Source organism: Paenibacillus sp. EKM211P (assembly GCF_011066175.1).
Taxonomy (GTDB): Bacteria; Bacillota; Bacilli; order Paenibacillales; family Paenibacillaceae; genus Paenibacillus; species Paenibacillus polymyxa.
In genome coordinates this window covers 61,452-80,398 of the sequence record NZ_JAAMNS010000015.1, presented here as the reverse complement: position 1 = coordinate 80,398, position 18,947 = coordinate 61,452, and the positions used below count along the sequence as shown (strand labels likewise).

The following is an 18,947-nucleotide window of genomic DNA, read 5'->3' as shown; positions in this document are numbered from 1 at the left end:
CGATGATAACGGAACCAAAGACCCAGCCGAGTTCCACTGCCGTGATTGAACGTGAAACGTTCAAGCTGATTACTACCTATGTGCCATGCCGGGAGGTTCCGATCATTGGCACGGATATGTCTTGCAAGGAACTGTTAGCACTCATGAAGACACAGGAAGATATTCCCTGTGTCATCGTTGTGGATAAAAATGATCTTCCTTTGGGCATTATCATGAGAGATGCGTACAATCGTCATTTTACGGGCAGGTTCGCTGCGGCGTTGTTCTATGACAAACCAGCTTCCCTATTTGCCGATCCCAATACATTAATTGTGGATCTAAAAAGTCCAGCAACGGAAATTGTAGAACAGGCGATGATGCGTGAAGATCAGCGTTTTTACGATTGTTTATTGATAAAGGAAGGGACAAGATTACTCGGTGTACTCACAATTCGTGACATCCTGTCTGTCGTTCAGCGAATGCAAAGAGAAGCAGACGAAGATCGGGGCGATGTGATTCGACATAGCTATGACGGAGTCCAGCGTATTCGGATGACTGTTTTGGATGCAGCGAAAGAGGCGGATGACAGTGTGCAGCTAACTCGCTCAATGAGTGAATTATCCCGCCGTGGTAAAGTGGAACTGGAGGATGTTCTGCTTTCTTATCATGCAGTAACGGAACAAATGAAGCGCCAGCATGAGCAGATGACAGCCTTAACCCAATCGCTGAATGATATTGCGGGCATGGCCTCATCCATTCGTGCATTGGCAGATCACAGCGGATTGCTGGCGATCAATGCGTCTATTGAAGCGGCCCATGCTGGCGAACACGGGCGTGGCTTTCAGATTGTGTCTCAAGAGGTTCGGAATATGTCACTCCAGACCAAAGCTTTTTCTGTACAGATTACCGGCTTACTCACTCATATTGAGCAAATGCTGCGTGACACTGCTGAACTGACGGATACAAGTATGCAGCAGATTCATACAGGCTCTAAATTTATATCTGCCGGAACCCAAACGTTTACCAAATTATTGCAGTCAGTCGATGAAATAGAGGCTAAAAATAGTGAAATGTCCCGTTCCGCAGAAGAAGCTGCCTTGAATGCAGCTGGAATAGCACAGGAGCTTGAGCTCATGCTGAGTTCTTGATCATTTTACATACCGTTAACAAATCCACCACACTGAATTTACACACAGCTTATATAATCTTCATATTGTGCAAATCAGGTGCAATGCTTGAGGACCATAACTGCAACACGAAGGAGATCATAAATCCATGAATGATTCCGTAATCCGGATTGATAAGCTGAATTTGTATTATGAAAAATTCCACGCGCTGAAACATATAAACCTGGATATTCCTGAAAAAACGGTAACGGCCTTCATCGGCCCATCCGGCTGTGGAAAATCAACCTTGCTGCGTACGCTAAACCGGATGAATGACATGATACCGGGAACGCGTATTGAAGGGACCGTGAGCATCGCAGGGCAGGATATATACGGCGATACTATGGAAGTAGAAACGCTGCGTAAACAGGTGGGAATGGTTTTTCAACAGCCTAACCCGTTTCCCAAATCCATTTATGATAACGTGGCCTATGGTCCGCGGTTGCATGGAATCCGGCAAAAGGACAAGTTAGATGAACTGGTAGAGCAAAGCCTACGGCAGGCAGCACTTTGGGAAGAGGTTAAAAATTTTCTCAAGCGTTCTGCTCTGAGCTTGTCCGGCGGACAGCAACAACGGCTATGTATTGCCCGGGCGCTTGCTGTACAGCCAGATATTTTACTTATGGACGAGGCGACATCTGCGCTGGACCCGATCTCGACGATGAAAATTGAAGAACTGGTTCAAGAATTAAGAGACACGTATACCATCGTCATGGTGACGCATAACATGCATCAGGCAGCGCGTGTGTCTGGTCGAACTGCGTTCTTTTTGAATGGGGTTGTAGTAGAGGCAGCGGATACAGAGGCGATGTTTTCCACGCCACAGGATTCACGTACAGAAGATTATATTTCCGGGCGTTTTGGCTAAAGCCAAATTGATGATTATGCGAGAAGGGGTGACTTCGAAATGATACGTAGAAAAGGTTTTGATGAAGGATTAGAAGAACTGAGAGCCGTACTGCGCGAAATGGGTGCACACGTTTCGAAGGCGCTCGATCAGGCTATTGAATGTTTGCAGACCAAAAATACAGAAATGGCCCAGCAGGTAGTCAAAAATGATGCATCCCTCAATACAATGGAAGAAAATATTCTGGATATGGGCTCCAAGCTCATTATTACCCAGCAGCCAGTAGCGAAGGATTTACGCCGGATCATTGTTGCATTTAAAATTTCCAGTGATTTGGAACGGATGGGTGATTTGGCACTTGATATTGCCAAGGTCACACTTCGCTTGGAAGGGCAGCAGGCGATGAAGCCGTTAGTGGATATTCCACACATGGCTTCCATTGTTAAAGAAATGATCGACGATGCGATCAAATCCTATTTGGATGAAAATACAGATCTGGCCTACAAAATGGCTAAAGAGGATGATCGGGTGGATTCCTTGTACAGCCACATGATCAGCGATCTATACGCATTTATGGTAGAAAAGCCAGCAGAGGCTTCACAAGCCATGCTGCAACTGCTTGTAGGACGTTACATTGAACGCATTGGCGACCATGCTACGAATATCGGTGAAAGCACTGTATATCTCGTGACAGGAGAGCGACCAGATTTGAACCAGTAAGGCTTTTAGTATATAGCGGTTGTTTCTAATCCAGATTTGTCTTGAGCAAAAGGCAAATTTGGCTAGGAAACAGCCGTTTTTTTCTGAAAAAGAGTCTTGTATGTTAAGATAGGAAGAGGAATGCGTAATACGTAAGAACGTTACGAATGCATTGATGAACTTGCGAGGTGCGAAATGGATAAACTCATGCTTATAGATGGTAACAGTATCATATACCGGGCGTTTTTTGCTATGCCGCCGTTGACGAATTCAAGCGGACAGCAGACGAATGCGGTGTACGGATTTACGACAATGTTATTGCGGCTTTTGGAGGAGCACAAACCAACACATATTTTGGTTGCGTTTGATGCTGGTAAAATTACGTTTCGCCATAAAGGGTACGAGGATTACAAAGGTGGACGGGAGAAAACGCCGCCGGAGCTGTCCCAGCAATTTCCGCTGCTGAAAGAGCTATTGACGGCTTTTGGTATTGCCCAATTTGAACTGGATGGTTATGAGGCAGATGATATTATAGGCACCCTGTCCAAAACAGCGGACGAAGCGGGTTTTAATGTGCTGGTTGTGACCGGCGACAAGGATATGCTTCAATTGGCTTCAGACCATGTCACGGTCGGCTTGACCCGCAAAGGGGTTACCGAGGTGGAAACGTATGGACCTGAGCAGATTCAGGAACGTTACGGCTTGAAGCCGCTGCAAATCATAGACCTTAAGGGCCTAATGGGCGATACGTCGGATAACATTCCTGGTATTCCAGGCGTGGGTGAGAAAACAGCGCTCAAGCTGCTGCATCAATATGGTTCAGTTGAAGAGGTGCTGGCGCACACGGATGAGCTGAAGGGTAAAATGAAAGAACGCGTGGAGACTCATGCTGACGATGCGCGAATGAGCAAGGATTTGGCGACCATTTATCGGGATGTAACGTTGGACAAGCAACTGGAAGATGTGGTTTTCAGCGGGCTACAGGCAGAGACGGCTGGGCCAGCTTTGGCGAAGCTGGAGTTCAAGTCCCTGCTGGAGCGTTTATCCTTTTCGGGAGAGGTCGGCAGTGCTGGAGTCGGCGTAGAGGAAGCCGCGGCAGACGTGACTGTGCTGGATGAACAGCGGATCAGCGAATTGGTAGAAGTGCTGAATAACGTAGATGTGCTGCATGTTGAGACGCATGGTGATAATCCGCATCATGCTGAGATTGTAGGCTTGATATTTGCCGCAACAGGGCGTCAGTTTTTTATGACACTGGAAGTTCTACAAAGTGATGCAGCTACCCCTATTCGCGAATGGCTTGCCGACCCTGAACGCAAAAAACGCGGTCATGATCTGCATCGTACGGACTTGGCTTTACACTGGCATGGAATTGAGTTTGCTGGAGCTGAATTTGATGTGCAGCTGGCCGGATACTTGCTAGATCCGACAGACGCGAATCAGACATTGAGTGGGCTGGCAGCCAAGTATGGCTTGTCATCAATTCGTCCAGACGACGAAGTGTTTGGTAAAGGAGCTAAATATAAAGTTCCTGACGTGGATGTACTATCCGATCATGTGGCGCGTAAGGCAACGGTGATCGAAGCGTTGGTACCTGTGCAGCAGGCGGAGCTGGAAAAAACGGAAATGCACAAGCTGTTCCATGAGCTTGAGATGCCATTATCCCGCATTCTGGCGGATATGGAGAAGCAGGGTATTTTGGTGAATGTAGAGGAACTGCGCGCTTTGGGAAAAGAATTTGAAGCCCAGATTGCAACGTTGGTGGGTGAGATCTACAGCATTGCAGGGGTAGAGTTCAACCTTAATTCGCCCAAGCAGTTGGGTGAGATTTTGTTTGATAAGCTGGGTCTGCCCGTTATTAAAAAGACAAAAACCGGCTACTCGACCGATGCAGAGGTGCTGGAAAAGCTTGCGCCATATCATGATATTGTGCAAAACATTTTGCAATATCGCACCATTGCCAAACTTCAATCGACGTATGTCGAAGGATTGCTTAAAGAAATTTCGGAGAAGACAGGTAAAGTGCACACGTATTTCCGGCAGACGGTTGCAGCAACTGGACGCTTGAGCAGTCAATTTCCGAATTTGCAAAACATTCCGATCCGTCTCGAAGAAGGACGCAAAATCCGCAAAGTATTTGTTCCATCGGAGCCGGGCTGGTCGATTTTGGCGGCAGACTATTCACAAATCGAGCTGCGGGTGCTGGCTGATATTTCGGATGATGAGCGCTTGAAAGAGGCTTTTGTTCACGATATGGACATCCATACCAAGACCGCATCCGATGTGTTCGGTGTACCGGCAGAGGCTGTAGACTCCGATATGCGCCGTTCTGCAAAGGCGGTCAACTTTGGGATTGTTTACGGGATTAGTGACTATGGTCTGTCGCAAAATTTGAATATTACGCGGAAGGAAGCGGCTCGCTTTATCGACCAGTATTTTGACGTGTTCCAGGGTGTTCGCCGTTACATGGATGATATTGTGAAGGATGCGAAGAGGGATGGATACGTAAAAACGTTGTTGGAACGCAGACGATATTTGCCAGAGATTAACGCCAGCAATTTCAACCAGCGTTCGTTCGCCGAGCGTACAGCGATGAATACGCCGATTCAAGGTACCGCAGCCGATATTATCAAGCTGGCGATGGTGCAGATGGACGCAGCGCTGCGTGAGCGCAATCTTCGCAGCCGTATGCTGTTACAAGTACATGATGAGCTTGTATTCGAGGTTCCGCCTGAGGAAATGGAAACGATGAAAGAGCTTGTTCCCGCTACCATGGAAGCTGCATTAAAGCTGGCTGTGCCGCTTAAAGCGGAAGTAAGCTATGGCAGCAATTGGTATGAGGCCAAGTAAGATATTTCAATGAGTAGATAGTCCCAATTTGACGTTGCTTCCGTTATAATATAGGGTGAGGTGAAGACATCATGCCGGAATTACCGGAAGTAGAAACCATTAAACGAACACTAAACGAGCTTATCGTCGATAAACATATAGATCATGTAACCGTAAATTTGCCGCGTATTATCCAACGTCCCGATGATATCCACGCATTTGCGATGGAATTGGCTGACCACCGGATTATTGGGGTGGAAAGACGCGGTAAGTTTCTGCGGATTTTGCTGGACGGGCTCGTGCTTGTCTCCCATCTTCGAATGGAAGGACGCTATGGATTGTATTCACAAGATGATCCTGTGGAAAAGCATACCCATGTCATCTTTCATTTTAAAGATGGTACAGAGCTGCGTTATCAGGATGTGCGCCAATTTGGTACAATGCACTTATTTCCAGCAGGACAGGATTTGCTGGAAAAGCCGCTGAATAAACTCGGTTTGGAACCGATGGACGAGGCTTTTACACCTGAAATGCTGCGTGCCGCTGTTGGAACTCGTTCGACTTCGATCAAGGCAGCGCTGTTAAACCAGTCATATGTGGTAGGCATCGGGAATATTTATGTAGATGAATCGTTATTTAAGGCAGGGATTCATCCGGCACAGCCAGCCAAAAGCCTAACGGATAGCCAATTTCGCGTACTGCATGAAGCTATTGTCTCCACGCTGGGCGCGTCGATTCAGGTTGGTGGCTCGTCCATCAAATCTTTCGTTAACGGACAGGGCAAAACGGGCGATTTCCAGCATCAGTTGCAAATCTATGGACGCAACGCGAAGCCTTGTATTAACTGTGGTACATTGATCGAAAAATCCGTCGTAGCTGGACGTGGCACACATCATTGCCCGGTCTGCCAGCCTTTGCGCTAAACAGGCACAGTCACCCCAAGCCCATCCCTCTCATATATTGTTCCAAGTACCAATACTGCGAAGGGAGTCGGTTGCTGTAAGGCCCAGCCTTCGCAATGGGAGGGAATTGGAGTGGCTAATCATTGGGGAGCCCTGCTGTTACTGGCATTTGCGCTAAGTTTGGACAGTTTCGGAGTCGGTGTTACATATGGTCTGCGCAAAATGAAAATTCCATTGTTGTCGATTGCTATCATCTCCGTATGTTCAGGTTTGGTGATCGGCATATCTATGCAGCTCGGCGCATTACTATCCCGTGTCCTGTCTCCTGTATATACGACGGTTTTCGGTGCTGTCATTCTGATCTGTATCGGCTGTTACTCTTTGATTCAGGCTCTGCAACGCAAGGAAGATTTGACGGAAGAAACAGCGGAAGTCCCTCGGGATCTGCACCTTACGGAACAGGTTGATTCAGATTCAGGGCATATATCAGCGCTTGCGGAGAAAAAAAGTGCTGAGAATGCCAATACAGAGTCTCTAACCAGCTCAGGAAGAGATCTATCGACAGAGACTTCTTTGGAGCTACAGCAGGAGGAGCGAACGTTATTTTCGCTGGAGTTCCGCAAATGGGGGCTTGTTATTCGGATTCTTCGAAGCCCGTCTGCTGCGGATATGGACCGTTCCGGCAGTATATCTGCTACCGAAGCGGTTTGGTTAGGTATTGCATTATCGGTCGATGCGTTCGGAGCGGGCTTAGGTGCAGCCATGCTTGGTTTTCAGCCCCTGTCTACTGCGCTGGCTATTACGTTATTCAGTGGTGTATTTTTGATTGCTGGTATGAAGGCAGGGTTCTTCCTGTCAGCATTTCGATTTATGAAGGCGCTCGGCGTATTGCCGGCATTATTACTGATTATGATGGGTATATTGAAGCTGTTATGAGGTGAAGAGCATGAATATCGGATTAACCGGAGGGATCGCTACCGGAAAAAGCACCGTGTCGGCTCTTTTGGTCGCCAAGGGTGCGCTGCTGATCGACGCAGATGCCATTGCCCGGGAAGTTATGCTTCCGGGGCATCCGGTGCTGGCGGCGGTCATACAGCATTTTGGACAAGCTATAGTGAACAGTGACGGAACCCTGCACCGCAAAAGACTGGGAGAGATTGTATTCAGAGATCCTGTACAGCGACAGGCACTTAACGATATTACGCATCCTGCTATTCGTGAGGAAATGCGTCTGCGCATGGAAGCTTATGAACGGGAGCAGCCGGACAAGCTTGTTTTGGCAGATATCCCGTTAATGTATGAGTCTGGGCTGGAGAGCCTGTACGAGGAAATTATGGTTGTATATGTACCACGTGATGTTCAGCTCCGACGTCTGATGCTCAGAGACGGTCTGACAGAAGAGCAAGCCGAGCTTCGTTTGTCCGCACAAATGGATATCGAGCAGAAAAAAAATTTAGCTGATATTGTTATTGATAATAGCGGAACACAGTCTGAGACGCAGATGCAAATTGATCAGTTTTGGCAGCGAAAGGGACTTGCATGAACATTTTACGTAAGAAAAGAGTCCTGCTCATTTTGTTTGTCGGATTTGTCCTGATTCTGTTCCTCAACTCGAATTGGATGTCCTGGTTTTACCCGATTCAATATAAGGATGAGATTCGGCAGTATTCACAGACCTATGAAGTGGACCCATTTTTGGTGGCGTCTATTATCCGTGTGGAAACAAATTTCAAAACCAGCAAGCAGTCACACAAGGGTGCGCTGGGGCTTATGCAGATTATGCCGAACACGGCCAATTGGATTATGGAGAGTGCCCAGATTCAGAAGGTCCCGCTGGACAGTGTCAAGCACGAGCCCGGCACCAATATTGAGCTGGGTACCTGGTATCTGCATAACCTGTCTATGAAGTTTCAGGATAATCCTGTGGTCATCGTAGCGGCTTATAATGCTGGTCCAGGTAAAGTTCAGGAATGGCTAGATCAGGGGGTGTGGGATGGCAAAGAAGAGTCCATTAAGCAAATCCCTTTTGGTGAGACACGGCATTATGTACAGCGAGTCATCTATTACTACAGGCAATATACAAAAATTTATAATGAGTTTTAAGGGACAGGTTAATGACAACATGAGCCTTTTCGCTTTAAAATGAAAAAAAGCGCAGGACAGGCTGTTTTTAGCAGCCTATCCCTACACTTTTTCGTATTACTTCTTCATTATTACCGAGATTATTGGTATTGTCCTGCCAATTGTTGTTCGGCGATCGTTACGAGGCGTTTTGTGATGTAGCCCCCGATCGAACCGTTCTCATAGGAAGTCATGTTACCTTGGTATCCATCTTGAGGAATGCTGATACCCAGCTCTTGAGCGATTTCATATTTCATTTGCTCCAGAGCACCGGAGGATCTGCTGACTACCAGGTTGTTGGAGTTGCCATTGTTTCCTTGTGCCATTGTTGTTCACCTCCTCGCGACGTGGTAAACATATTATGATCCGTTTCGACAAAATTATTACTAAAAAGCTTCGGGAATTTATTGGAAAAAGGAAGTGATGAGATTATGAAGTGCCCGTATTGCGCTTACAACGGCACGAAAGTGTTGGATTCGCGACCAGCGAATGATAATAAGTCCATCCGACGCCGCCGCGAATGCGAACAGTGTGCCAGGCGTTTTACCACCTTTGAAATGGTGGAAGAGACCCCACTGATGGTCATCAAAAAAGATGGCAGCCGTGAAGAGTTTAGCCGTGATAAAATGCTGCGCGGTCTCATTCGAGCCTGTGAGAAGCGTCCAGTATCAGTCGAGCAGCTCGATCTGATTGTATCTCAGGTGGAGAACGCCATTCGCAACACGGCAGCCACAGAGGTGGATAGCCAGCAGATTGGTGAGCTGGTCATGGAACAGCTCTATCCTGTGGATGAAGTGGCCTACGTACGCTTTGCGTCCGTCTATCGGCAGTTCAAAGACATCAATATGTTTATGAAGGAACTGAAAACACTGTTATCCAAAGATACAGACAGCGACTGATCGCTGACTGTATCTTTTTAGGGCCGTGGCGGGAAGATGTTAATATTTTTTTTATAAAAGTATTGACACAGGGTCGAATATTTTATATGATATAGAAGTCGCTTGAAACGTTAATTAACTTACATGAGACGGGGCCTTAGCTCAGCTGGGAGAGCGCATCGCTGGCAGCGATGAGGTCAGGGGTTCGATCCCCCTAGGCTCCACCATAATTTTATATGGACTCTTAGCTCAGTTGGTAGAGCAGTTGACTCTTAATCAATTGGTCCAGGGTTCGAGTCCCTGAGAGTCCATCCTTTAAAAAAACGGCAGAAATGCCGTTTTTTTGCTGTTTATATATCTATTCCCGGTCTAATAGAGTATACAGCAGTTCCAAGCTTAATGCTGACTAACAAAATCGGCGAGAATTTGTAGATAATCATCATTTACCAATTGTCTGGGGGCAAATACGGCGGTTAAGAAGGTTAGGGACTTGGAATGCGCGATTTGTTCATTCATCATGGAATGGTCAACTTCTGGCAAATGAATAACAGACAGCAGGTCTGGAGATATCTTTTGGCGATATACTCGCTCAGTGTCTTTTACATCTACGTTTATATCTTTCCCAGCCAGAACCAAGAGTACAGGAGATTTAAAGTAGCTTAATTCTTCCGTAGAATCAGAACGAAAATTTTTGCCTATAAAGCTCCATCTTTCTTTGGAAATGATATCGTTAGGACTGGCTATGCTTAGGTATTCTTCATAGGAAGCATGATTTTTCAGTAATTGTAGAACCTTATGGTCGTAGTCCAGTCTCTTTTTAATTTGCTGCGGGCTAGCTCCTGCTTGTTCCAACTCTTTTTTTGTGTTAAATTGCCCTTGTGTAATCCAATTCACAGCCGGCGATACAAGGATGCTGAATGCAATATCATGCTCCTCTTTAACGATTTTCGGAATGACCCAGCCTGCTTGACTGGCTCCCCAAAGGCCGATTTTGTGCTTATCAATCATCGGTAAGGTTTTGGCCCAGTCAACTGCATATCGAATCTCCTGTGCCCGGTCCTCCATACTTTGCTCCAGCCAATCGCCTGGAGCGCGGTTAATACCGGGCTTATTCAGGGATAAGGAAGCATACCCCTTAGAAGCAAACCTTTCCCACAGTGGTTTGTATCCATCATCATAGGTGTCATTGATTGGACCATCTCCATGGACAAAAACAACCAATCCAACCTTTCCCGAGTAGTTTTTAGGCAAAGCCAGTGTACCTGTTAATACTCCTTTGGGAGTTGCAATTTGTATTTTTTCTTCCGTCATCTTGTAGGAATTTTGATATAAAACAATCAATATCAAGGCAACAGCCAGACCTGCCGCAATACCAAGGGTAAGTTTATATGTTTTTTTCAATGCTGTTCTCTCCTCGAATGCAGTTTTGTTCTTTCCAGCTCATTAGATGCCATACAGGCTCCTTGAACCAAAAATGCCGCCAACCATTATATCGGGACTGCTCTATTTCAAACGCTAGATTGCGGTACAAGCGGATAGCCTGCCGGTTCTGATGTGCTACATAAAGTGTCAACGTATGGAACCCGGATTCAACCGTAAACTGCTGTGCGAAAGCTAGAAAACGTCGCCCGATCCCTTGATTGCGATGACTTGAGCGAATCGCCAAATGATCAATGTAACACTCATCTATGGCAGGTTTATAGTCCAGCGCATACATGCCTGTCAAAAATTTAAATACATTGAAGCAGCCAAACTGTTTTATAAGCGAAGCCAAAGAAGTGAGATTTGTTTTAGGAAGTGAAGAGGAGGGGGTCTTCCATTTGAGCGAAAGGACACCAACAACATCTTCGTTCTCTTTAACCACAAATTGCTTCCCAGATGTAGAATCAGGATGTTGAACCCAAACCTGCATTAATAAACGCTGTATATCTTGATCCTCCAAAGTAATAAGAGCTTGAAATTTTGCCTTAAACGATTCCACTAAGAGCTTACATACGGCTTCATGGTCTTGCTCTTGATAAGCAACAATGTCATAGGATTGTGGACTCATGTAACGTCCTCCTGCACATCAGAAATTTTTACTTGAATCTCATATTGCAGCTCGTTGCTGTCGAATATGGATAGATAGGATTTTTCCACCACAATGACCTTGCTTAGGCATTCATATTGGTGCTGGGTCGCATAATGCTCCAGTTGTTGGACTTGGTGTTCGATCTCAGCGTCTTCAGTGGCAGAGAAGTGCTTATAAAGATAGCTGCCTTCTTCCAGAATATAGTCAGCTGCTCCTGATGTCGTTTCATAATATAGTTTCACCTGTCCAGAATCAGATAGATAATGTAGATCATTTTCAAATAATTGTGGTGGTGAAGGCCGCTGCTCAAATAGATTCCTGGCCGTGAGTTCTTGATCACTCTCCAATGCAAACCACAGCTTTAAATGTCGAGTATCCAAAAGCTTGATTCGATACTCATTGTTTTGCCGGGTAAGGTTATGATGTTCTTTTAGCACTTTATGAATAAACTGTTCGAGCAGCTTTAAGTTAGCGATTTCATCCTGTACCTTCTGTAACGAATGTTCTAAAAGCTGGTTGTAATCATCGGCAGTGTAGGAAGTCATGCATTCTTCAATTTGACCGACAGGGATATTTAATTTACGTAGCATTAAAATATGTGAAAGTTGATAAATTTCATGAAGTCCGTACATTCGATATTGATTTTCATCTGTGTATAACGGATAAAGGATACCCTTTTCTTCAAAATACCGCAGCTGATGTACAGATACATTCATGAGCTGAGCAAGCTGACTAATCGTAATGTGTTTTTTCAATGACAGGTCTCCTTCTTGATAATTGAATAACTTCACTATAAACCTTAGGTCAGACCTAAGGTCAATAGAAAATATCCGCAGAGTTTACCTCTCGTTCATAACCCGTTATAATCATAAGATTAGTGAGCATAAACCAAATGTTCAGGATGAAGGTTAGAATGGGGAAATTATGTTGAAGACATTTAAGAAGGTATACATTGAGATAACAAGCATTTGCAATCTTGCATGCAGTTTTTGCCCTCAGACACAACGTGTCAAAAAATTTATTGATCCGGAAGTCTTTCGGAATGTGCTTGATCAGGTCAAGCCGCATACGGATTACATTTATCTGCATGTCAAAGGAGAGCCTTTGCTCCATCCCAAAATTGATCTTTTGCTAGAGAGTGCGCATGAGAAAGGCTTAAAGGTCAACATTACCACCAATGGTACCTTGCTGCCGAAGACCGGACATAAGCTGCTTGGTCAGCCGGCATTACGGCAGATGAATTTTTCTCTTCATAGTTTTGACGGGCATGAAGGTTCTGTGGATCGAGAAGGTTATTTGGGTCATATTTTCACGTTTGTCAGAGAAGCTGTGAAGCACAATATCATTATTTCCTTCCGTCTCTGGAATCTGACTCAAGATAATTTGACTAATGTGCAGCGTCAGCGCAACCGCGAGACACTGGAGCAATTGGAGCAAGAGTTTGGACTGGATTATCGGATTGAGGAAAAAGTAATACCGGGCAGTGGGGTCAAAATCGCCCCCAATGTATATTTGAATCAAGACTACGAATTTGAATGGCCTAGCCTGAGTGCACCAGAAGATGACGGAAAAGGCTTTTGTCATGCGCTTCGCAGTCAAGCGGCGGTTTTGGTGGATGGAACAGTGGTCCCTTGCTGTCTTGATGGAGAAGGCGTCATTAATTTAGGAAATGTGCATGAGCAAACTTTTTCCGAGATCGTGGAAGGTGAGCGTGCAAACCGTCTGTACTTTGGATTCTCCAAGAGAGAAGCAGTGGAAGAGTTGTGCCGAAAGTGTGGTTATCGCAAACGATTTGGAACCTAATCATATCGGTGAAAATCCAAGCGACAATTGAATGGTTTACAAAAAAAGATAGCCCTTTACAGGGCTTTTTCTTATATTTGGATAGGGGGTGAGCGGTAGTAATGAAGTTGAACGAACACATTTTATTGTGGAATCATGTGTTTATACAAGTGATGGATGTTCGCCATAAGAAAATGGATAAAGGGGAAGAATTGCGAAACTACAGACTTCCGGTCAGTGCGTTTTTATATACTGTACGCGGAAGTGCGCGGGTATGGTTAGATGACAGTGTTCATAGGGTGGATCGTTTTCATGTCCTGCATGGGGGAAAAGGAATGTGCCTGAGCGTCATGACGGAGGATGTGCTTGAATATTACATCATTCTGTACAAGGCAACTTTGGCCCTACCTGGTCGGAAGGAGATCGCACAATTGCTGGAAAAGGGAAATCCTTTTCAGAATCAGTATGCTTTCGCACCTCATTACCCGCTGCCCCTGTATGATAAAGTGAAGCTGTTGGAGCAAGAATGGCATAAGGGATCGGGACTTGGTAAACTGCACGTCAAAGCTTTATTTCATCATTTTGTCTTCGAATTGTTACATCAATTGGATCGACAAGGCATTCAGCCCCTTAAGCCTGACTTGGTAGCGCAAGCTGTAACTTATATTTGTGAGCATTTTAGTCGGTCTATAACACTAGAGTCCATTGCGGAGGAGCTAGAGTGCAGTACCGGATATTTATCAAGGCTGTTCAAAAGTAAAATGCATACCAGTCCAATTCATTACTTGGGCCAGATACGGGCAAATCGAGCGGCAGAGCTGCTAATGCAGACGGATGCCACTTTGCAGGAGATCGCAGAGCGTGTGGGATATCCAGATGCTCATTCATTAAGTCGCAGCTTCAAGAAATATAAGGGACTATCTCCTGTACGATTCAAAAAAGAACGGCAGCAGCATATCCAGGCGCAAGATCAGGATATGCCCCAAACGAAGCTTAAATATGCCCTTCAGCGGACAGCTTTCACCCGTTATACTGATATTGATTATCAATATCGTATCATGCGGAAGGGGATTTATTCATGCACGGAAGAGGCAAAATTACAGCAATGATGATCATGTTGTGCTTATCATTGATGCTGGGAGCCTGCTCAGCTCCGACGAATACAAATGGAAGCTCGCAAACGAAAGCCAATCATACAGCGACATCATCCAACAGCGATGGACAAGCGGCAGTACAAGCACAGACCAGAACGGTAAAGACACTAAAAGGCGATGTGGAAGTACCTGCTAACCCAAAACGAGTAGCATCGGATCAGTATATGGGTCATCTTTTAAAACTGGGGATTATACCTGTAGGGGTCAGAAGCTTTATGTTGAATGAGGCTTGGATTGATCAATCGGGATATCCCAAAGAGAAGTTAGCCGGAATCAAAGATCTCGGGGATTTTCCTATGGATTTGGAGGAACTGACCGTACTGCAACCGGATTTAATTATCGGCTCAATTGAAAAGAACATCGACAGCTACCAGAAGGTAGGAACGACTGTGTTCCTGCCGTATTGGGAGGGTGAATCTACAGCGGGACCACTGGATAAATTCCGCAGAATCAGTGAAATATTTGGTAAGCAGAAAGAAGCCGAGCAGTGGATTGCTGAATATGAGAAGAAAGTTGCAGAGGCTAGAACTAAAATTGACGGTATTATTAAAGATGGAGAGACGATTTCGATCGTACAAGTCGCCAATAAATCAATCTATGTTTTAGCGGCGAAAGGCGGTAACTACGGAAGTCCAACCATATATCAAATGCTACAGCTGCCACCCACTAAGAAAGCATTGAATATGAAAGAAGGATTTGAAAATATTTCGCTTGAGGTTTTACCCGAGTATATGGGAGATCACATCTTTGTATATGGCTCAGAAGATGAAGGGGCCAATCAGATTCTACATAGTGAGCTATGGAAGGGTCTTCCGGCTGTAAAAAAAGGACAGGTGTACATGTACGGTTCATTCAGCGATAAAGGGGATGAGTTTGTGATGGAAGATCCCTATTCGCTGGAACTTCAACTGGATACTATAGTTAATCTCTTATTAGCCCACAAAAGATAAGAATTAAGGTGATATAGTTCCATTTTAATATGGAGAAGTTTTTAGGATTTCAAGCTGTGATAGTCACATAGAAAAAATCCGCTTTACACAAAGATTTCTAAGTGTTTGGCGGATTTTGTCATGTCTATATTTCTTCTTCTCTATATGTTTTGGTGTATCTTTGAAATTCAGATTTTTGATTATCGTAATAATCAGCTCTCGTCCAAAAAATAATTTGAGAGAAAGAATCGGTATGCTCCAAATAAGTGATTAAATATACAACTTTCACTTTATCGTTCTCTGTCCATACTTCGTATTGCAAGCCTTGATTCCCGTTAATATTGACCTTTATTGGTCCCGTCAATATTATCCCTTTTCCAGACCTTTTAAGTACTAATTGAGCTGAAAACTCAGCGTATTCTTTTAATGTGATCATTGAGGATTTCTCATAAGGTAGTTCAGATTTCCAATCCTTGATGACCACCATGTACGCATCGTTTTTCTCATACCAGGCTTGAATTAACGCATCTGGATTAAGAATTAAACCAGCCTTCCATACATAAGGGAGACGGATTCGTTGCTGGGCATCTTCGCTTTTAAAAGTTTTTAAAATAGTTGTTGAACGAAGATCAGGCTCCACTTGTGAGTCGCTTAATATTTTTAAGGAGCTGGCTATTGTCGCAAATTCGTGATGTTTTTCTATAGCTGAGCCTCCCCTTGAATAGATCAATACTTGAAGATAATGCTGTTTGCTCTCAAACATGGCACTGAAGTAATAGACCTGTTGGCCCTGAAAATTCCCACTATAATCGGCTGTTCTAGCGGTTGTGGAATCAATCTGGATTGGGGTAGTATCCACAGCCTTAAAGTTTTCTAGGCCCAGTGCGGAGATTTCTTCACGTTGCTGTACGAATTCGTCGAGCGTCATATTATTTGCAAAAGCTGACTTGGGGACACGGAAAACCAGACCTACGTTCTTTTTTTCTTTGTCACAAACACTAAGCACTGAATCCAGTTGTCCTTGTTTAAATTTACGCCAGCCAGCGGGAATGGTGAGAGCCACAAGATCCTTATCCGAGGTAACGGTATGAGCTGACGACTCTGTGACGTGTGGGACAGGTTGACTTTCTTTGTCCACAACGGCTGTATTATGAGTCGTATTGTCTACATTAGAATTCATTTGGACTGTAGTTACAGCATTTTTGGAATTGCAACTGGTAAGAATGAATAGTGCTATAAGTACAATAATATAAAATCGAAAATAGGCAAAACTGAATCGCATGGAAATAACTCCCTCTGCTTCATATTTATAAAGGGAATTTTACCCTTTTATTAAATTATAAAAAAGAGGCGTTTGTCCTGTTTTACGTAGCTCAGTCGCTTATTGTGGTCGTCACGGTGACGTTGTTGACAGATGTTGAGGAAGCGCTGGTGTTGAAATTGATCACCTCAATAACTACGGTAGCGCCAACTAACAAGCCAGTATTTATGATTAGATTAGTAGGAGAAAGTGTCGTTAATCCGCCTCGCTGCAACGTTCCATTCACAAATACATTGTAGTAACCGTTACTGGTCGGAACCACCAGACTGTTTGCCGCAACTGAAGTCCCACTATCATTCGTAAAATTTTGTGCCGGGATGGTGGTCACTCCCCCTAGGATGTTGCCGAGCACAACAACGGCTGTGTACCGATTGACAATTGGAGTGACATTTATATTCGTGGTGATGGCAGTGTCTCCAGATACAACACTGTCTGCTTCCAGATAGATTCGGATAATAGACATAGGAATTCCTCCATTCCTAATATTCCAGATGTATCTCATAGTTTATGTAAATATTCTAGCTATGGATTGGATGGGGAGGAGTCTCCAGATTATTCCATTTTGTTCAAGCTTCTTTGTGCCCGAGTTACTATTCGCTTCGTTTCCTTTGTATCTGAAGCCAACAGCCATGTATCACATACCTGAATTACCCATTCCGGGTTAGTTTTGCTGGCATCATTCAGCCAATTGCCCACCGAGTCTTGAACATATTTGACAGGGTCAGATTGAACCACTTCCAAAAGTGGAAGGGCTAACTCGGGATGTTCTTTTAGTTCAGGGATGTGTTTGGCCCAAACGCCTTGTGGCCGGGTTAATTCTATAGCAAAACGACGTATGTTAGCATCCTTGTTTCGCATCCAGCTGTTTAACAGCACAAGCGCCTCATCCAGTTGCAAGGATATAGGTTCTCTCATTGCCATCCAGGCAATTTCACGTACTCCGAAATGGGAATCTGCTGCAAATGGTCGAATATCAGCTAATTTTTCTTCTAGACTTAAACGGGAATCTACCCCGATGATGTAGGCAGCCCAGCAGCGAATGCTATCTGAAAGATGAGAGGCCATCGCGTCAAAGATACGAGTACGCTCTTCTAACGTTTGTTGCTCAAACACATGAAGCCATGCTTGTGCTATTGCGGGTATTATTTTCATGATCTTTTTTTCCTTCAGATGATCCAATTCAGTCAAGAAGACATTGAATGATCGCTGCAATCCAAACTCATCAAGAGCGTTCCGCAGAAGTACAATATGATCTACAGCCAGCCATTCGGTAAGATTCACAGTCTCAAGTTGTCCCTGTTGTAGCAATTGAAGTACATCAGTAGGGATATCTGTTCTTTTGCGAGCCCCTTTGCGGTGTAGCATTTCATCACTCCATATCGTATATTTGCTGGTAGGTATACGATAATTCTTTTGTCAGGAGGAAAGATGTAATGTAGCTTACAACTTCACTAGCTTTTGGCGATGGATGTAAATTGTCTTAAAGCCGGTCTTAATGACCCTTTCTTTGACGAGCTCCTGTAGAGCGGTTGTTACAGCCTCACGGGTGGCTCCAACCAAATGTGCTATTTCCTGGTGAGAAAGCGGGAAATCAATTTTGTAATACTCATCATGACTTTGAAGGGCAAATTGATCGCATAATTTTAAAAGAACATATAAAATTTTATCCTGTAAATTTCCCAAGGCTAAATGCTGGGCCAGACTACTCATTCCTGAGATTCGGTCACTTAGCACCTTGATCATGTTCATCATAAACCGGGGATGTTGTATTAAAAAATGCTCAAAGCGGTCTTTGTCCATCCGGCAGATATCGCATTCTTCTATCGTTTCTATATACATATCCCTTGTCCCTAATGAAATCATATCCATTTCACCAAATACATTCCCCTCATTGAGGATATCCAAAGTAAATTGCTTCCCGTCAGCATTTAGCTTATATAGACGTACTTTTCCCTTCTTCACAAAATAAAGCCCTTCGGAAAAGGTATCTGGGGTTTGAATAAATGTATTTTTTGGTAGAGTCGTAATGGAGGTCATTTGATCCATTTCAATCAAATCTTCTCGTGAGAGACTATGTAGCAAATTGAATTGGGATAAGTATTGAATGCTATTCATATGTTCTCCTTTCGTTGCATCGAGTATACAGAATCATAATACTATACAATTATAGCTTCTCTAAGGTACTTTCACCTATACTACTCACTTGTTTGCATTAAAAGTGAGCAAATAAACTGGGAAGTCAGGCGGATTTATGTAAAGGGGAGATTGG

Annotated in this window: 20 protein-coding genes and 2 tRNA genes; 14 read left to right on the top strand and 8 right to left on the bottom strand. The window is 44.4% G+C overall.

The window, feature by feature from the left end:
• Positions 1-2 precede the first annotated feature (2 nt).
• From G9G57_RS19540 to G9G57_RS19505, 8 genes are all read left to right on the top strand, one after another.
• Positions 3-1,127, top strand: coding sequence for a methyl-accepting chemotaxis protein (locus G9G57_RS19540; protein WP_113050471.1), 1,125 nt, complete (start codon positions 3-5; stop codon positions 1,125-1,127).
• Between the two features lie 127 nt (positions 1,128-1,254).
• Complete coding sequence (pstB, locus tag G9G57_RS19535) at positions 1,255-2,013, top strand: phosphate ABC transporter ATP-binding protein PstB (protein ID WP_016819635.1); 759 nt, start codon at positions 1,255-1,257, stop codon at positions 2,011-2,013.
• 39 nt (positions 2,014-2,052) lie between these two features.
• Positions 2,053-2,712, top strand: coding sequence for a phosphate signaling complex protein PhoU (gene phoU / locus G9G57_RS19530; protein WP_019686846.1), 660 nt, complete (start codon positions 2,053-2,055; stop codon positions 2,710-2,712).
• A gap of 174 nt (positions 2,713-2,886) precedes the next feature.
• Positions 2,887-5,541, top strand: coding sequence for a DNA polymerase I (polA, locus tag G9G57_RS19525; RefSeq protein WP_113050472.1), 2,655 nt, complete (start codon positions 2,887-2,889; stop codon positions 5,539-5,541).
• A gap of 71 nt (positions 5,542-5,612) precedes the next feature.
• Complete coding sequence (gene mutM, locus G9G57_RS19520; protein WP_016819638.1) at positions 5,613-6,443, top strand: DNA-formamidopyrimidine glycosylase; 831 nt, start codon at positions 5,613-5,615, stop codon at positions 6,441-6,443.
• Between the two features lie 111 nt (positions 6,444-6,554).
• Positions 6,555-7,358: an MntP/YtaF family protein gene (locus G9G57_RS19515; protein ID WP_016819639.1), complete on the top strand. Its 804-nt coding sequence runs from the start codon at positions 6,555-6,557 to the stop codon at positions 7,356-7,358.
• 10 nt (positions 7,359-7,368) lie between these two features.
• On the top strand, positions 7,369-7,965 hold the full coding sequence (coaE, locus tag G9G57_RS19510) for a dephospho-CoA kinase (protein WP_019686847.1): 597 nt from the start codon (positions 7,369-7,371) through the stop codon (positions 7,963-7,965).
• The gene (locus G9G57_RS19505; protein ID WP_016819641.1) at positions 7,962-8,525 is read left to right on the top strand and encodes a lytic transglycosylase domain-containing protein; all 564 of its coding nucleotides are present in this window, start codon (positions 7,962-7,964) and stop codon (positions 8,523-8,525) included. The genes coaE and G9G57_RS19505 overlap by 4 nt, the downstream gene beginning before the upstream one ends.
• Positions 8,526-8,644: 119 nt before the next feature.
• Here the strand turns inward: G9G57_RS19505 and G9G57_RS19500 are convergent, their stop codons facing one another.
• Complete coding sequence (locus tag G9G57_RS19500) at positions 8,645-8,869, bottom strand: alpha/beta-type small acid-soluble spore protein (RefSeq protein WP_013309613.1); 225 nt, start codon at positions 8,867-8,869, stop codon at positions 8,645-8,647.
• Positions 8,870-8,974: 105 nt separating this feature from the next.
• Between G9G57_RS19500 and nrdR the strand changes: the two genes are divergently transcribed.
• The 3 genes from nrdR to G9G57_RS19485 all read left to right on the top strand — a co-directional run bounded on the left by nrdR (position 8,975) and on the right by G9G57_RS19485 (position 9,732).
• Positions 8,975-9,442 (top strand): transcriptional regulator NrdR, encoded by a 468-nt coding sequence (nrdR, locus tag G9G57_RS19495; RefSeq protein WP_013370366.1) that lies wholly within the window; start codon positions 8,975-8,977, stop codon positions 9,440-9,442.
• A 130-nt stretch (positions 9,443-9,572) separates the two neighbouring features.
• Positions 9,573-9,648: transfer RNA gene (locus G9G57_RS19490), tRNA-Ala, on the top strand.
• Positions 9,649-9,659: 11 nt separating this feature from the next.
• A tRNA-Lys gene (locus G9G57_RS19485) sits at positions 9,660-9,732 on the top strand.
• Between the two features lie 85 nt (positions 9,733-9,817).
• On the opposite strand, the gene G9G57_RS19480 is transcribed toward G9G57_RS19485, so the two are convergent.
• Genes G9G57_RS19480 through G9G57_RS19470 form a run of 3 tightly spaced genes read right to left on the bottom strand, consistent with a single transcriptional unit; the run spans position 9,818 to position 12,247 of the window.
• Complete coding sequence (locus G9G57_RS19480) at positions 9,818-10,822, bottom strand: alpha/beta hydrolase family protein (protein ID WP_164965442.1); 1,005 nt, start codon at positions 10,820-10,822, stop codon at positions 9,818-9,820.
• Entirely contained in the window at positions 10,806-11,471 is a 666-nt protein-coding gene (locus tag G9G57_RS19475) for a GNAT family N-acetyltransferase (protein ID WP_044785446.1), read from the bottom strand. Before G9G57_RS19475 ends, G9G57_RS19480 begins: the two co-directional genes overlap by 17 nt.
• Entirely contained in the window at positions 11,468-12,247 is a 780-nt protein-coding gene (locus tag G9G57_RS19470; RefSeq protein WP_025364520.1) for a helix-turn-helix domain-containing protein, read from the bottom strand. Before G9G57_RS19470 ends, G9G57_RS19475 begins: the two co-directional genes overlap by 4 nt.
• A gap of 169 nt (positions 12,248-12,416) precedes the next feature.
• Here G9G57_RS19470 and G9G57_RS19465 point away from each other — a divergent pair, with 169 nt between their 5' ends.
• The 3 genes from G9G57_RS19465 (at position 12,417) to G9G57_RS26005 (ending at position 15,378) form a co-directional block, all read left to right on the top strand.
• Positions 12,417-13,295: a radical SAM/SPASM domain-containing protein gene (locus G9G57_RS19465; RefSeq protein WP_164965441.1), complete on the top strand. Its 879-nt coding sequence runs from the start codon at positions 12,417-12,419 to the stop codon at positions 13,293-13,295.
• 101 nt (positions 13,296-13,396) lie between these two features.
• A complete protein-coding gene (locus G9G57_RS26010) occupies positions 13,397-14,383 on the top strand; it encodes a helix-turn-helix transcriptional regulator (protein WP_238799325.1) in 987 nt (328 codons plus the stop codon).
• Positions 14,353-15,378 (top strand): ABC transporter substrate-binding protein, encoded by a 1,026-nt coding sequence (locus G9G57_RS26005; RefSeq protein ID WP_238799324.1) that lies wholly within the window; start codon positions 14,353-14,355, stop codon positions 15,376-15,378. The genes G9G57_RS26010 and G9G57_RS26005 overlap by 31 nt, the downstream gene beginning before the upstream one ends.
• A gap of 124 nt (positions 15,379-15,502) precedes the next feature.
• Here G9G57_RS26005 and G9G57_RS19455 read toward each other — a convergent pair whose 3' ends face one another.
• From G9G57_RS19455 to G9G57_RS19440, 4 genes are all read right to left on the bottom strand, one after another.
• On the bottom strand, positions 15,503-16,639 hold the full coding sequence (locus tag G9G57_RS19455) for a DUF1795 domain-containing protein (RefSeq protein WP_164965440.1): 1,137 nt from the start codon (positions 16,637-16,639) through the stop codon (positions 15,503-15,505).
• Positions 16,640-16,730: 91 nt separating this feature from the next.
• Positions 16,731-17,141: a DUF4183 domain-containing protein gene (locus G9G57_RS19450; protein ID WP_044785449.1), complete on the bottom strand. Its 411-nt coding sequence runs from the start codon at positions 17,139-17,141 to the stop codon at positions 16,731-16,733.
• An 89-nt stretch (positions 17,142-17,230) separates the two neighbouring features.
• Entirely contained in the window at positions 17,231-18,043 is an 813-nt protein-coding gene (locus tag G9G57_RS19445; RefSeq protein ID WP_044785451.1) for a DNA alkylation repair protein, read from the bottom strand.
• Between the two features lie 75 nt (positions 18,044-18,118).
• Entirely contained in the window at positions 18,119-18,793 is a 675-nt protein-coding gene (locus tag G9G57_RS19440) for a Crp/Fnr family transcriptional regulator (protein ID WP_025364524.1), read from the bottom strand.
• Between the last annotated feature and the right edge of the window lie 154 nt (positions 18,794-18,947).

Coding starts and splice junctions, on each gene's coding strand:
- G9G57_RS19540 (WP_113050471.1), top strand. CDS start 3: ATGATAACGGAACCAAAGACCCAGCCGAGTTCCACTGCCGTGATTGAA.
- pstB (WP_016819635.1), top strand. CDS start 1,255: ATGAATGATTCCGTAATCCGGATTGATAAGCTGAATTTGTATTATGAA.
- phoU (WP_019686846.1), top strand. CDS start 2,053: ATGATACGTAGAAAAGGTTTTGATGAAGGATTAGAAGAACTGAGAGCC.
- polA (WP_113050472.1), top strand. CDS start 2,887: ATGGATAAACTCATGCTTATAGATGGTAACAGTATCATATACCGGGCG.
- mutM (WP_016819638.1), top strand. CDS start 5,613: ATGCCGGAATTACCGGAAGTAGAAACCATTAAACGAACACTAAACGAG.
- coaE (WP_019686847.1), top strand. CDS start 7,369: ATGAATATCGGATTAACCGGAGGGATCGCTACCGGAAAAAGCACCGTG.
- G9G57_RS19505 (WP_016819641.1), top strand. CDS start 7,962: ATGAACATTTTACGTAAGAAAAGAGTCCTGCTCATTTTGTTTGTCGGA.
- G9G57_RS19500 (WP_013309613.1), bottom strand. CDS start 8,869: ATGGCACAAGGAAACAATGGCAACTCCAACAACCTGGTAGTCAGCAGA.
- nrdR (WP_013370366.1), top strand. CDS start 8,975: ATGAAGTGCCCGTATTGCGCTTACAACGGCACGAAAGTGTTGGATTCG.
- G9G57_RS19475 (WP_044785446.1), bottom strand. CDS start 11,471: ATGAGTCCACAATCCTATGACATTGTTGCTTATCAAGAGCAAGACCAT.
- G9G57_RS19465 (WP_164965441.1), top strand. CDS start 12,417: ATGTTGAAGACATTTAAGAAGGTATACATTGAGATAACAAGCATTTGC.
- G9G57_RS26010 (WP_238799325.1), top strand. CDS start 13,397: ATGAAGTTGAACGAACACATTTTATTGTGGAATCATGTGTTTATACAA.
- G9G57_RS26005 (WP_238799324.1), top strand. CDS start 14,353: ATGCACGGAAGAGGCAAAATTACAGCAATGATGATCATGTTGTGCTTA.
- G9G57_RS19455 (WP_164965440.1), bottom strand. CDS start 16,639: ATGCGATTCAGTTTTGCCTATTTTCGATTTTATATTATTGTACTTATA.
- G9G57_RS19450 (WP_044785449.1), bottom strand. CDS start 17,141: ATGTCTATTATCCGAATCTATCTGGAAGCAGACAGTGTTGTATCTGGA.
- G9G57_RS19445 (WP_044785451.1), bottom strand. CDS start 18,043: ATGCTACACCGCAAAGGGGCTCGCAAAAGAACAGATATCCCTACTGAT.
- G9G57_RS19440 (WP_025364524.1), bottom strand. CDS start 18,793: ATGAATAGCATTCAATACTTATCCCAATTCAATTTGCTACATAGTCTC.